The 13,303-nt window shown below is 63.3% G+C and carries 15 protein-coding genes; 10 read left to right on the top strand and 5 right to left on the bottom strand.

Annotated elements, in window-relative coordinates:
- Positions 1–94: 94 nt before the first annotated feature.
- From gshB to ptsP, 4 genes are all read left to right on the top strand, one after another.
- The gene (gene gshB / locus AB6809_RS23690) at positions 95–1,051 is read left to right on the top strand and encodes a glutathione synthase (RefSeq protein ID WP_307251408.1); all 957 of its coding nucleotides are present in this window, start codon (positions 95–97) and stop codon (positions 1,049–1,051) included.
- Positions 1,052–1,391: 340 nt separating this feature from the next.
- On the top strand, positions 1,392–1,880 hold the full coding sequence (locus tag AB6809_RS23695) for a PTS sugar transporter subunit IIA (protein WP_006048085.1): 489 nt from the start codon (positions 1,392–1,394) through the stop codon (positions 1,878–1,880).
- 98 nt (positions 1,881–1,978) lie between these two features.
- The gene (locus tag AB6809_RS23700) at positions 1,979–2,248 is read left to right on the top strand and encodes an HPr family phosphocarrier protein (protein ID WP_006048084.1); all 270 of its coding nucleotides are present in this window, start codon (positions 1,979–1,981) and stop codon (positions 2,246–2,248) included.
- A gap of 248 nt (positions 2,249–2,496) precedes the next feature.
- Positions 2,497–4,245: a phosphoenolpyruvate--protein phosphotransferase gene (gene ptsP, locus AB6809_RS23705; RefSeq protein ID WP_053857456.1), complete on the top strand. Its 1,749-nt coding sequence runs from the start codon at positions 2,497–2,499 to the stop codon at positions 4,243–4,245.
- A gap of 93 nt (positions 4,246–4,338) precedes the next feature.
- On the opposite strand, the gene AB6809_RS23710 is transcribed toward ptsP, so the two are convergent.
- The 3 genes from AB6809_RS23710 to gpmA all read right to left on the bottom strand — a co-directional run bounded on the left by AB6809_RS23710 (position 4,339) and on the right by gpmA (position 7,814).
- Positions 4,339–5,097, bottom strand: coding sequence for a HesA/MoeB/ThiF family protein (locus AB6809_RS23710; protein ID WP_307251414.1), 759 nt, complete (start codon positions 5,095–5,097; stop codon positions 4,339–4,341).
- A gap of 63 nt (positions 5,098–5,160) precedes the next feature.
- Positions 5,161–6,738, bottom strand: coding sequence for a S41 family peptidase (locus AB6809_RS23715; RefSeq protein ID WP_006048081.1), 1,578 nt, complete (start codon positions 6,736–6,738; stop codon positions 5,161–5,163).
- 329 nt (positions 6,739–7,067) lie between these two features.
- Complete coding sequence (gene gpmA, locus AB6809_RS23720) at positions 7,068–7,814, bottom strand: 2,3-diphosphoglycerate-dependent phosphoglycerate mutase (RefSeq protein ID WP_006048080.1); 747 nt, start codon at positions 7,812–7,814, stop codon at positions 7,068–7,070.
- Between the two features lie 137 nt (positions 7,815–7,951).
- Here gpmA and AB6809_RS23725 point away from each other — a divergent pair, with 137 nt between their 5' ends.
- From AB6809_RS23725 to AB6809_RS23745, 5 genes are all read left to right on the top strand, one after another.
- Positions 7,952–8,377: a rhodanese-like domain-containing protein gene (locus AB6809_RS23725; protein WP_029969654.1), complete on the top strand. Its 426-nt coding sequence runs from the start codon at positions 7,952–7,954 to the stop codon at positions 8,375–8,377.
- Positions 8,374–8,634, top strand: a complete 261-nt coding sequence (grxC, locus tag AB6809_RS23730; protein ID WP_006048078.1) for a glutaredoxin 3 — start codon at positions 8,374–8,376, stop codon at positions 8,632–8,634. Before AB6809_RS23725 ends, grxC begins: the two co-directional genes overlap by 4 nt.
- Before the next feature lie 154 nt (positions 8,635–8,788).
- Positions 8,789–9,259, top strand: a complete 471-nt coding sequence (gene secB / locus AB6809_RS23735; protein WP_006048077.1) for a protein-export chaperone SecB — start codon at positions 8,789–8,791, stop codon at positions 9,257–9,259.
- Between the two features lie 21 nt (positions 9,260–9,280).
- Positions 9,281–10,279 (top strand): NAD(P)H-dependent glycerol-3-phosphate dehydrogenase, encoded by a 999-nt coding sequence (locus tag AB6809_RS23740; RefSeq protein ID WP_114155757.1) that lies wholly within the window; start codon positions 9,281–9,283, stop codon positions 10,277–10,279.
- A gap of 138 nt (positions 10,280–10,417) precedes the next feature.
- Positions 10,418–10,966, top strand: a complete 549-nt coding sequence (locus AB6809_RS23745; RefSeq protein ID WP_307251422.1) for an O-acetyl-ADP-ribose deacetylase — start codon at positions 10,418–10,420, stop codon at positions 10,964–10,966.
- Here AB6809_RS23745 and trmL read toward each other — a convergent pair.
- Positions 10,939–11,409, bottom strand: a complete 471-nt coding sequence (gene trmL, locus AB6809_RS23750; protein WP_307251424.1) for a tRNA (uridine(34)/cytosine(34)/5-carboxymethylaminomethyluridine(34)-2'-O)-methyltransferase TrmL — start codon at positions 11,407–11,409, stop codon at positions 10,939–10,941. The genes AB6809_RS23745 and trmL overlap by 28 nt on opposite strands.
- Before the next feature lie 18 nt (positions 11,410–11,427).
- Positions 11,428–12,213, bottom strand: a complete 786-nt coding sequence (locus AB6809_RS23755; RefSeq protein ID WP_307258396.1) for a ComF family protein — start codon at positions 12,211–12,213, stop codon at positions 11,428–11,430.
- 83 nt (positions 12,214–12,296) lie between these two features.
- Here AB6809_RS23755 and AB6809_RS23760 point away from each other — a divergent pair, with 83 nt between their 5' ends.
- On the top strand, positions 12,297–13,262 hold the full coding sequence (locus AB6809_RS23760; RefSeq protein ID WP_029969662.1) for a methyltransferase domain-containing protein: 966 nt from the start codon (positions 12,297–12,299) through the stop codon (positions 13,260–13,262).
- Positions 13,263–13,303: the final 41 nt, after the last annotated feature.

Raw genomic sequence — 13,303 nt, forward strand, 5'->3', positions numbered from 1 at the left:
CCGTTTTCATCGACGATGTTCACGCCGCATTCACGCGTAATACACGCTCGATTCACGATCAACGCCAGGCCCTTCAGGGCGCAACGGGACCTTCATGGACATTCTTTTCATCGCCGATCCGCTGACGCAGTTCAAGATCTACAAGGACTCCACTTACGCGATGATGGCCGAGGCCGCGCGCCGCGGCCATACGCTGTACTTCTGCGAGCCGAAGCATCTCGCGTGGACGGGCGGCGACGTCGAAGCCAACGTGCGGCGTTTTGGGATCACCGGCGACGTGACCGATCTGCACCGCGACGAATGGTATGTGGCAGAAGCCGCCGCGCCGCGCTCGCTGAAGGACTTCAGCGCCGTGGTGATGCGCAAGGACCCGCCGTTCGACATGGAATACGTGACGTCCACGTGGCTGCTCGAACTGGCCGAGCGCGCGGGTGCACGCATCTTCAACAAGCCGCAGGCGATTCGCGATCATTCCGAAAAGCTCGCTATCGGCGAGTTCCCGGAGTTCGTCGCGCCCACGCTGGTCACGCGCGATCCGGCGCGACTCAGGGCGTTTCACGAGCAGCATGGCGACGTGATTCTGAAGCCGCTCGACGGCATGGGCGGCATGGGCGTATTCCGCGTGAAGCCGGACGGCATGAACCTGGGCTCGATCGTCGAAATGCTGAGCCACGACGGCGCGCGCTCAGTGATGGCGCAAAAGTTCATCCCCGAAATCAAGGACGGCGACAAGCGCATTCTGCTGATCGGCGGCGAAGCTGTGCCGTATTCGCTCGCGCGGATTCCACAAGGCAACGAGGTGCGCGGCAATCTGGCCGCGGGCGGTTTGGGCGTGGCGCGTCCGCTGACCGACCATGACCGCAAGATCGCCGATACGCTCGCGCCCGTGCTGGCGGCACGCGGTCTGCTGCTGGTGGGGTTGGACGCCATTGGCGACTGGCTGACCGAAGTGAACGTGACGAGCCCGACGTGCTTCCGCGAGATCATGGATCAGACGGGCTTCGACGTCGCCGCCATGTTCGTGGACGCGCTGGAGCGCGCGGCGGGTTGAGCGGCCGTCTTGAAACCGGGCGGCGGCCCCCAAACTGACAGACAGGATCAGCATCATGTCCGCTGCGGGCGGAACGGCGGCGCGGGCCCGAAAAACGGGCCTGCTACAATGCCCGCTCTCCGCGTCGATTTGTAGCGATGCGCTCCGCAAGGAGTCATCGCATGCACGGCGGAGCCTTGAAACGGGCAGGTTCGGTGGGCGCCGCTGCGGCGTCGCATTCGAGGTTCTGTTCGCGAAAGGCGTATTTCCGGCTCTCATGGCCAACGGCCGGCCGAGGGCGCGAGCGTTTCGGACAGCGTTCCGATCCACGTTTGGGGCCGTCTTTTTGCAGTAGGCTGACATGGCAGGCATTCTGATCATTGCGCACGCACCGTTCGCCACCGCGTTGCGCGACTGTATTTCGCATATTTACGGCGGTTTGCCGGCTCGCATCGGCGTGATGGACGTATCGCCCGACTGCGATCCCGCGCAAATGGTTTCCTTCGCCGAGTCCGAGATTGCGCGCCTCAAAGAAGAGAACGGCGCTCTAGTGCTCACCGACATGTTCGGCGCCACGCCCGCCAATATCGCCGGGCGGCTGGCTTCCGTGCCCGACGTGCGCGTGCTGTGCGGCGTCAATCTGCCGATGCTCGTGCGCGCGGTGTGTTATCGCGCGACGCCGCTCGACACGCTGGTGGACAAAGCGCTCGCCGGCGCGACCAAGGGCATTCACGCGATCGGCCCGGCAGCACCCGCGCCCGCCGAGGCCGCGGCTGTCACCGCCGACTGTCTGCCCGCGTTGCCGGCCGATGCGGACCTCGCACAGAAGACCGGGCCGGCCGGTTTATAGTCGCTCGCAGTGCAAGCTTGCAGTGCAACCTTCGCAGTACACCCTGATTCGCAGTTCTACTTTTCACAACAACACTTACCCGCGCTTCGGACCAACACATGCTGCAACAGGAAACGACTATCGTGAACAAGCTGGGGCTGCACGCGCGCGCGTCGGCCAAGTTGACGCAACTCGCAGGCAACTATCAGTCGGAAATCTGGATGAGCCGCAACGGCCGCCGCATCAATGCGAAAAGCATCATGGGCGTGATGATGCTGGCTGCGGGCATCGGCAGCACGGTGCTGATCGAAACCGAGGGCGCCGACGAAAAAGAAGCCATGGACGCATTGTTGAAACTGATCGCGGATAAATTCGGCGAAGGCCAGTGAGCTGGCGAATCGACAGTGCAATGTAAAAGAACGCCGCGGCTATCGCTCCGCGGCGTTTTTTTTAGCGCGCGACAATATGCGGACGCGCATGACTACGCGGGCGTTATGCCTCGCTCTTACGCGCTTTCGTGCTGCACTGCACACAGCATTCGCGTACGTCTGCGGCGGCGCGGAATTTATAATGACGACGAGAGTCTGAGAGCATTGCAGCGGTTTGCCGCGGCATCACACAACTAGAGGAGGTGCGCGTGTCGTTCACGCTGCATGGAATTCCCGTGTCACGCGGTATCGCCATCGGGCGGGCCTATCTGATCGCCCCGGCTGCACTTGACGTAGACCACTATCTGATCGAACCCGCGCAGATCGAGAGCGAGGTCGAGCGCTTTCGCACGGCCCAGCAACGCGTGCATGTCGAGCTCGACGCGTTGCGCGCCGACCTCGCCGCAGACGCGCCTAGCGAAATGGGCGCGTTCATCAACGTTCATTCAATGATCCTGAACGATGCAATGCTCGTTCAGGAAACCATCGACCTCATTCGCACGCGCCGCTACAACGTGGAGTGGGCGCTGACCGAGCAGCTCGAACGGCTGTCGCGTCATTTCGACGACATCGAAGACGAATATCTGCGCGAGCGCAAAGCCGATATCGAGCAAGTGGTGGAGCGCGTGCTCAAGGCGCTGGCGGGTGCGTCGGCTACGCTCGTGGACGGCGTGCACGGCGCCTGCAGCGAGATGATCGTGGTCGCGCACGACATCGCGCCGGCCGACATGATGCAGTTCAAAACGCAAACGTTTCAGGGCTTCGTCACCGATCTCGGCGGCCGCACGTCGCATACGGCGATCGTCGCGCGCAGCCTTGGCATTCCTGCCGCGGTCGGCGTGCAGCACGCGAGCGCGCTGATTCGTCAGGACGACCTGATTATCGTCGACGGCGATCATGGCATTGTGATCGTCGATCCCGCGCCGATCGTGCTGGAGGAGTACTCGTACCGGCAAAGCGAAAAGGCGCTCGAGCAACGCAAGCTGCAGCGCCTCAAGTTTTCGCCGACGCAAACGCTGTGCGGCACGCGCATCGAACTGTGCGCGAACATCGAGTTGCCGGACGACGCGCGCGCCGCGCTCGATGCGGGCGCGACCGGCGTCGGCCTGTTCCGCACCGAGTTCCTGTTCATGAATCACAAAGACCGCATGCCCGAGGAGGAGGAGCAGTTCGAAGCCTACCGGCGCGCGGTCGAGTTGATGAACGGGCTGCCCGTCACGATTCGCACGATCGACGTGGGCGCCGACAAGCCGCTCGATTCGATGGGCGGCGGCGACGGCTACGAGACCGCGCCCAACCCGGCGCTCGGGCTTAGGGCGATTCGCTGGAGCCTGTCCGAGCCGCAAATGTTCCTCACGCAATTGCGCGCGATTCTGCGTGCATCGGCGTTCGGCACGGTGAAGATTCTGGTGCCCATGCTCGCGCATGCGCAGGAAATCGATCAGACGCTCGACCTGATTCGCGAAGCGAAGCGTCAACTCGACGACGCAGGGATCGCGTACAACCCGAACGTGCAAGTCGGCGCGATGATCGAGATTCCGGCCGCCGCGATTGCGCTGCCGCTCTTTCTGAAGCGGCTCGATTTCCTGTCGATCGGCACCAACGATCTGATCCAGTACACGCTCGCTATCGACCGCGCGGACAATTCCGTCGCGCATCTGTACGACCCGTTGCATCCGGCGGTGCTGCATCTGATCGCGTTCACGTTGCGCGAGGCGAAGCGGGCGGGCGTGCCTGTGTCGGTCTGCGGTGAGATGGCCGGCGATCCGACGTTGACGCGTCTATTGCTCGGCATGGGGCTCACTGAGTTTTCGATGCATCCGAGCCAGTTGCTCGAGGTCAAGCAGGAAGTGTTGCGCTCGCATCTGAAGACGCTGGAGAAGCCGGTGGCCGATGTGCTTGCATCGTTTGAACCGGAAGAGGTGCAGGCTGCGCTGAAGCGGGTCGCGCAAGCCTGATTGATTGATCACACACACGCGTGAATGACAAACGCCGCACATGTGCGGCGTTTGTCGTTGTGGCTTACCTCGCGGTCCCGCTCGTGCTCGTGCTCAGTGGCCGTGGCGTTTTCCGCAGACGGGGCAGTCCGGCTGACGCGCAATGCGCATCGTGGTCCATTCCATTCGCAGCGAATCGAGCATGGTCAGCCGCCCGGCGAGCGACGTTCCGATTCCGCCGATCACCTTCAGTGCCTCCGCCGCCTGCATCGAGCCGATGATGCCGACCGTAGGCGCAAACACGCCCATCGTGGAACACGCAACTTCTTCGAACGGCTGGTCTTCGGGGAACACGCACGCGTAACACGGCGATGCTTCGTCGCGGAAATCGAATGTGCTGATCTGGCCGTCGAAGCGCAACGCCGCGCCCGACACGAGCGGCACGCCGTGCTTCACGCAGGCGCGATTGATCGCATGACGAGTCGCGAAGTTGTCCGTGCAATCGAGCACGACCGTGGCGCCCGGCACTTGCCGATCGAGCCAAGTATCGTCGACGCGTTCGGCCACCGCGTTCACATGCACTTCGGGATTGATCTGCGCGAGCGTGTCGCGGCCGGACTCGACCTTCTTGCGTCCGACCGACGCGCTCACATGCAGGATCTGCCGTTGCAGGTTGGTGAGGTCGACCGTATCGGCATCGACCAGCGTCAAGCGTCCGACGCCCGCCGCCGCGAGGTACATCGCGGCAGGCGAACCCAGCCCGCCCGCGCCGACGATGATCGCGTGCGCATCGAGAAAACGCTGCTGCGCCTCGATGCCGATTTCGTCGACGAGAATGTGGCGGGAATAGCGAAGGAGTTGATCGTCGTTCATGGCGGGAGCCGGCGTGTCTTCGCGGCGCATTGACCGCGAAGACACGTGAGGTTGCTTGCGCGACTACTTGCCTTGCGTGGCCGGAGCCGACGCCGGAGCCGGACCCGACGCGCCGGGCACCGGTTGCGTCGGCTTCACAGCAACCGGCGCGGACGCCGACGTAGCCGGCTTGTTCTGCGCGAGACGCCGTTCGGTTACCGACTTCGACTCCTGCACCGGCTTGCCTTCGAGCTTGTTCAGCGCCTGCGTCAGCATGAAGTCGTCGGCGGAACCGAATTCGACCGGCTTGCGCTCACGATCTTTCTGACGCTGTTCCGGCGTCTTCTTGTCGTTCTGCTCTTCGAGCTGACGCAACTGGTCCATGCGATCCTGCTCGCGCTTCTCGGCTTCCTTCTTCTCGTTCGGATCTTGCGTGTTGGCAAGGTGGTTCGAGTAGTCGACCTCGCGCGTGACGAGTGCGTCGTCCGGATCGCCTTCCGCGTATTGATCGACCGCGATGTCAGGACGGATGCCCTTGTTCTGGATCGAGCGGCCGCTCGGCGTGTAGTAATACGCCGTGGTCAGACGCAATGCGGTGTCGGCGGTCATGGGGCGCACGGTCTGCACCGAGCCCTTGCCAAAGGTCGTCTTGCCGACGATCAACGCGCGATGCTGATCCTGCAACGCACCCGCGACGATCTCCGACGCCGACGCCGAATACGCGTTGGTCAGCACGACCATCGGCACCGTCTTGAAGATCGGCGCTTCGTCCTTCAGCGGATCGCTGTCGAAAGATTGCAGACGGTAGTTGTCGTAAGTGTCGCGATAAACCTGCTTCGAATCGGGAATCTGCCCGTTGGTGGACACCACGACGGAGTTCGGCGGCAGGAACGCGCCGGCGACGCCGACCGCGCTTTGCAGCAGACCGCCGCCGTTGTTGCGCAGGTCGAGCACGAGGCCCTTCAGGTTCGGCTGCTGACGCGCGATGTCCTGCAGCTTCGCCGCGAGGTCAGGCGTGGTGCGTTCCTGGAAGCTCGTGATACGCACATACGCGTAGCCCGGCGCAAGAATCTTCATCTTCACCGACTGCACCTTGATGACGGCGCGCGTCACGGTGAGCGGGAACGTGCGGTCGTCGGTCTTGCGGAAGATGGTGAGCGTGACCTTGGTGCCCGGCTCGCCGCGCATCTGCTTGACGGCCTGGTCGAGCGTCATGCCGCGCACCGGCTTGTCGTTGATGCGCGTGATCAGGTCGCCCGGACGAATGCCGGCGCGGAACGCAGGCGTGTCTTCGATCGGCGAAATGACTTTAATCAGGCCGTCTTCCGACGAGATTTCGATGCCGAGGCCCGCGAAGCGACCTTTGGTCTGCTCCTGCAGTTCCTCGTAATCGGTCTTGTCGAGGTAGGACGAATGCGGGTCGAGGCTCGACACCATGCCCTTGATCGCGGCGGTGAGGAGCTTTTTATCGTCGACGGGTTCGACGTATTCGTGCTTGATCTGACCGAACACTTCGGCAAAGAGCCTGAGCTGGTCCAGCGGCAAGGGCGCGGCGGCGGCGCTGGCGGGCTGCTGCGCCGAAGCCGAAAGTTGCAGGGTGGCAAATACACCGGTAGCAAGGCCCGCGGCGATCAGGCCGATATTTTTCAGGTTCTTTCGCATAGAGTCTGTTGCGGTCGGAAGCGCGTGGCAGCGTCGATAGAGATGGGGACGGACAAGTATAACTGCACACCCGCCAACAGAGGGCGCGGGGTAGGCAATCGTGATTCGACAGCGGGATGCGTGCCGGGTTCGGCGCAATGTGCGCGCGGCTGCGAAGTAATGTGCCGTAACGGAAGACGGCGGCCAGAATGGCGCGCTCAAAAGAAACGGACCGCGCTAACCGGTACGTCTTGCCGGTCGGCGTGGTCCGCTGGCGACGCACTGCTGCGTTTCTCGTCACCTTGTTTAACAAAGAGTGGCGGCCAATGAGCACGCCATGCCGGCCAACCTTAGCCGGCTTTGCCCTGCTTGGCGACGGCCGCCTGCGCCTTCGCGATCGCTTCCTGGTCGCCCAGATAGTAGTGCTTGATAGGCTTCAGGTTTTCATCGAGTTCATAGACGAGCGGCACGCCGTTCGGAATATTCAGCCCGACGATGTCGTCGTCCGAAATGTTGTCGAGGTACTTCACCAGCGCGCGGATCGAGTTGCCGTGCGCGGCGATCAGCACCTTGCGGCCCGACTTGATGGCCGGCGCGATCGACTCGTTCCACAGCGGCAGCACGCGCGCGACCGTGTCTTTCAGACACTCGGTGAGAGGCAGTTGCTCGCGCGGCACCTTCGCGTAGCGCGGGTCGTTGTACGGCGCGCGCTCGTCGGTCGGCTCGAGCGCCGGCGGCGGTGTGTCGTAGCTGCGGCGCCAGACGAGCACCTGTTCGTCGCCGAACTTGGCTGCGGTTTCGGCCTTGTTCAGACCCGACAGCGCGCCGTAGTGGCGCTCGTTCAGACGCCACGAATGGACGACGGGGATATACATCTGATCCATCTGATCCTGCACGTGCCACAGCGTGCGAACGGCGCGCTTGAGCACCGACGTGTACGCGATGTCGAACGTATAGCCGTTTTCCTTCAGCAGCACGCCCGCCTGCTGCGCTTCACGGTTGCCCTGTTCGGTCAGGTCGACGTCGACCCAGCCCGTGAAGCGGTTTTCCTTGTTCCACGTCGATTCGCCGTGGCGGATGAGAACGAGTTTGTACATAAGATTGCCGGTCGGTAGTGAGGAAGCGGTAAAGCGCTGCGAAGCGCCCGCCGAGGAGCGCCGCCATCGCGTCAGACGCTTATTTTATAATGGGCGGATTGCCCTTTCCGATTTCTCTCTTTTTCGGCGGATTTTCCGTGAAGTTTTTCACTGATTACACAAACCTTGTCCTGATCGCGATCGTCCTCATCTCCGGTGGGTTGCTGCTGTGGCCGACCATCAGCCGGCGCGGCCGCGGTGGCCTGTCGGCCGCCGAAGCCACGCAACTGATCAACCGGCGCAACGCGGCCGTTATCGACCTGCGTCCGTCGGCCGACTTCGCCAAGGGCCATTTGCCCGCGGCGCGGCACCTCGAATTCGCCGAGTTGCAAGCAAAGGTCGCGCAACTGGTGAAGAATAAGAACAACCCCGTGCTGCTGGTCTGCCAGACCGGCCAGCAGTCGAACAAGGCAGCGCGTATCGTGCAGGACGCAGGATATGCGGAAGTCCACGTTCTGGAAGGCGGCGTCGACGCCTGGCAGAAAGCCGGCATGCCGGTTGTGAAACAAGGAGTAGCCAAGTGAACAAAGTGATCATGTACAGCACGCAGGTGTGCCCGTATTGCCAGATGGCCGAACGTCTTTTAAAGTCGCGCGGCGTCGAGAATATCGAAAAAGTACTGATCGACAAGGACCCGGCCCGTCGTGAGGAAATGATGACCAGGACCGGTCGTCGCACGGTGCCGCAGGTGTTCATCGGCGAGAAGCATGTCGGCGGGTACGACGACCTTTCCGCGCTGGATCGCGCGGGCGGTCTGACGCCTCTGCTCGAAGCCGCCTGAATTCGCGCGCCTGTTGCGCGCGCGTGTCGGCGGGTGAAACACAAGCCGGCGCATCGTTGCTCCTGAAAGGGGCGGACGGCGCGCCGCAACTATCTGGCGGCCCTTGAGACTCAGGGGCCGCCGCTACGCATATCTATCAGGGAATCACACCATCATGTCCGACGAGAATAACCAGCCGTTCTTCAACATCCAGCGCATCTATCTGAAGGACATGTCGCTCGAGCAGCCGAATTCGCCCGGCATTTTCCTCGAGCAGGATATGCCGTCGGTCGAAGTGGAAGTCGACGTGAAGGCCGAGCGTCTCGCCGACACCGTCTTCGAAATCCTCGTGACAGGCACCGTTACGGCCAAGGTCGCGGACAAGGTTGCGTTCCTGATCGAAGCGAAGCAAGCGGGCATTTTCGACATCCGCAATATTCCGGCTGAGCAGGTCGATCCGCTCGTCGGCATTGCATGCCCGACGATCCTGTTCCCGTATCTGCGTTCGAACATCGCGGACGCGATCACGCGCGCCGGCTTCCCGCCGATCCACCTCGCCGAAATCAACTTCCAGGCGCTGTACGAGCAACGCCTCGCGCAGATGGGCGGCGAGAACGGCGCGGCGCAAAACGGCGTCACGCATTAAGTGTCCCAGGCAGTGCCGGCTATGAAGGTTGCTGTCCTCGGAGCCGGCGCGTGGGGCACAGCCCTCGCCGGCCATCTGGCCGTTCGGCACGACACGGTGCTGTGGGCGCGCGAACCTGCGCTCGTTACGGATCTCGCCGCTTCGCATGAAAACGCCCGCTATCTGGCGGGCGTTGCTTTGCCTGCGGCGCTTCGCTACGAAGCGGATCTCAACGCAGCGCTCGACCACGCGCTCGCCGACGACGCGTTATGCGTCGTCGCGACGCCCGTCGCCGGACTGCGCAGTCTCATCCAGTCGATGCGCGATGCCGGCAAAGTGCCGGCGCATGTCGTGTGGCTTTGCAAAGGCTTCGAGGCCGACTCGCAGTTGCTGCCGCACCAGGTCGTCGCGGCCGAATTGCCGGAGCACGGCAGCAACGGCGTGCTGTCGGGGCCGAGCTTCGCGCGCGAAGTGGGCCAGGGCTTGCCGGTCGCGCTGACCATCGCGAGCGCTTCGGCGGCGTGCCGCGAACGCACGGTCGCCGCGTTCCATCACGGCGCGATGCGCATTTATACCGGCGACGATGTTGTCGGCGTCGAAGTAGGCGGCGCGGTGAAGAACGTGCTGGCTATCGCGACGGGTATCGCGGACGGCCTCGGTCTCGGCCTGAACGCGCGCGCCGCGTTGATCACGCGTGGTCTCGCCGAAATGTCGCGCCTCGGCGTGACGTTGGGCGGACGGGCGGAGACGTTCACCGGCTTGACCGGTCTTGGCGATCTGATTCTGACCGCGACCGGCGATCTGTCGCGCAACCGCACGGTGGGTGTGCAACTCGCGGCAGGCCGCTCGCTTGCCGATATTCTCGGCGGCCTCGGGCATGTGGCCGAAGGCGTGCGCTGCGCGCAAGCGGTTCTCGCGATCGCACGCGCTCATGCAATTGAAATGCCGATCACACAGGCCGTCTGTGCCGTGCTGTTCGACGGCGTGGCGCCCCGCGACGCCGTCAGCGCTCTGTTGCGGCGCGATTCCAAGGCCGAATAAGCTGGAACAAGCAGGAAAAAGCCGTCTTGCGGTTCTTCCTTGAGCCGTTTCAATCAGCCGTTCGGTGTGTAAAACGCTGAACGGCTGTCTGCTCTCGCTGTCCACTGTCTATCGACGCTTCGGATCAGCGAGGTTCACATGCTCAGTATCGATCGTTGCACGCTGGAAGCACGCGTGGCCGACATCACCACGCTTGACGTGGATGCCATTGTCAACGCAGCCAATACTTCGTTGCTCGGCGGCGGCGGTGTGGATGGCGCGATCCACCGCGCGGCCGGCAACGAATTGCTGCGCGAATGCGAAGCACTCGGCGGCTGCGCAACCGGCGACGCGAAACTCACGCGCGGCTACCGTTTGCCCGCGCGTTATGTGATCCACGCGGTGGGCCCCGTATGGCGAGGCGGCACGCACGGCGAGGCCGACTTGCTGGCCTCGTGCTATCAGCGCTCGCTCGAAGTGGCGCGCGAGGCGAATTGCGCGAGCATTGCGTTCCCCGCGATCAGTTGCGGCATCTACCGTTTTCCCGCCGATCAGGCAGTCCGCATTGCGGTCGACACCGTACTGGAAAATCTGCCGCGCATGCCGCAACTGCGCAGCGTGATCTTCGCCTGCTTCGACGACGCGATGTTGGAGCGCTATCAGTCCGAATTGAAAAGCCGTCAGGCGCCGCCTTCGAATCCCATTTGACGCCACGCTTCGAACACTACGATTGCCACCGTATTAGACAGATTCAGGCTGCGGTTGCCCGGACGCATCGGCAGGCGCACGCGCTGCTCGCCGGCGAATTGCTCGAGCACCGAGTCGGGCAGGCCGCGCGTTTCCGCGCCGAACACAAACCAGTCACCCTCCTGAAACGCGTGCTCGTGAAAGCGGCCCGAGCCGCGCGTGGTGAACGCGAACATGCGCGAGGGATCAGGCGATTCCTTCGCGACAAACGCGGCCCAATCGGCATGCACGTTCATTTGCGCGTACTCGTGATAGTCGAGGCCGGCGCGGCGCAGCTTGGCGTCGTCGAGCGGAAAGCCGAGCGGCTCGATCAGATGCAGACGTGCGCCGGTGTTCGCACACAGGCGGATGACGTTGCCGGTGTTCGGCGGAATTTCCGGTTCGACAAGAACGACATTGAACATAAGGTGACCAGGTAGAGACTAGTTTTTCGGTGTGCGCAGCGCGACGAAGTTGGTAACGCGCCGCGCACCCGCTGCTTTCAGTGTGCGAGCCAGCGCTTCGAGGGTTGCGCCGGTCGTCATGACATCGTCGACGATTCCGACGTGCAGCCCTTGCACGTTGTCGGCAACCTCGAATGCGCGCCCGACGTTCATTCGGCGCGCATCGAGATCGAGCCGCGACTGTGGCGCCGTATCGATCACGCGGCGCAGCAGCGTCGCGTCGTGCGGCACATGCAACGCGCGAGCCAGCGGTTTGGCGATCTGCCATGCCTGGTTATAGCCGCGCTTTCGCAGACGCCGGTCCGCAAGCGGCACAGGAGCGATCACGTCGGGACACTCCGACGGATCTTGCCAGGCATCGTGCGCGAGAAGCGCGAGGCGCCGCGCGAATTCCCGCGCAAGCACGAGCTGCGCACGAAACTTGAGGCCGACGGCGAGCGTGTCGAGCGGCGCACGATAGTCGGCGAGCGCGAAGGTGGCGTCGAACGGCGGCTTTTCGGCGATGCAATCTCCACAGCAATATGACGCTCGACGCCCCCGATATGTGACAGGCAACGGAACCGCGCAAACGCAGCATCGCAAAGCGCCTTCATTCCAATAGGATTCGTCGCAAAAGCCGCACAGCGCGTTATGCGACAAATTGCCGCATAACGCGCATGCGTTAGGCAGTATCGCCTGCATCGCATGCGGCCACGCCGAGCGAAAGCCGCGCGCGAATCGCGTGAAGGGGCTTCGTGAAGACGGAAAACGGGCTCGGAATGGCATGCATGGGCGGCCGCAAAGGCCTTTGGCGCTGAATCGAAGGAAGCGAACGAGTATACTTCGGGCTCCACGCCAGCACGACACCCATGTCCCCAACGCCCCCTCAATCTGGCCGTCCGGCCTATGACTCCCGGCGCCTGCGGCGGATTTTCGACCGCCGCGCAGCGACTTTCGACGACGTCGCCTTCCTTCCGCGCGAAATTTCGCAGCGCATGCGCGAGCGTCTCGATTACATCAAGGTCGCGCCGGCGGCCGTGCTCGACGCGGGTTGCGGTGCAGGCGAGGACATCCCCGCATTGCGCGAGCGCTTTCCCGAAGCACCGGTGTTCGGCACGGACCTGTCGCGCGGCATGCTCACGCGCGCGCTGCGCCACGATTCCGGCGATACCAGTTGGCGGCGTTTCTTGCCGGCCACGCTCGGCAAGGCGCTCGGCGCACGCGGTCCGCGCTTCGCGCAAGCGGACTTTGCCGCGCTGCCTTTCGCCGCGGGCGCGTTCGAATTCATCTGGTCCAATCTCGCGCTTCACTGGCACTCGCGCCCGGATCTCGTCTTCCCGGAATGGCAGCGCGTCTTGAAGGTGAACGGCCTGCTGATGTTCAGCACGCTCGGCCCCGACACGCTGAAGGAGTTGCGCGGCGCCTATGCCGAAGTCGAAGCGGCGCATGGCGTCGGCTCGCGCAAGCACGTGATCGACTTCGTCGACATGCACGATCTTGGCGACATGCTGGTCGAAAGCGGTTTCGAGATTCCCGTGATGGACCAGGAAACTATCACAATCACCTATAAGTCACCCGAGTCGCTGCTCGCGGACGTGCGCCGTTGGGGCGCGTATCCGTTCGAGCGCGAAGCGTCGTCGGGTGCGGCGGCACGGCGGTTGCACAAGGCATTGCTGGCGGCGCTCGAAGCGCGCCGGCGCGGCGACGGCACGATCGCGCTGACCTTCGAGGTGATCTACGGACACGCATGGAAAGCGGTGCCGCGCACGACGGCCGAAGGGCATGGCATCGTGCGAATCGAGGACATTGGACGAGGCTCGTCAAGGAATCGCTGAAGCGGTAAAGAGGACATCTGTTATGTCTGAAATTACCGTTT

Source organism: Paraburkholderia sp. RCC_158 (assembly GCF_041355255.1).
Taxonomy (GTDB): Bacteria; Pseudomonadota; Gammaproteobacteria; order Burkholderiales; family Burkholderiaceae; genus Paraburkholderia; species Paraburkholderia graminis.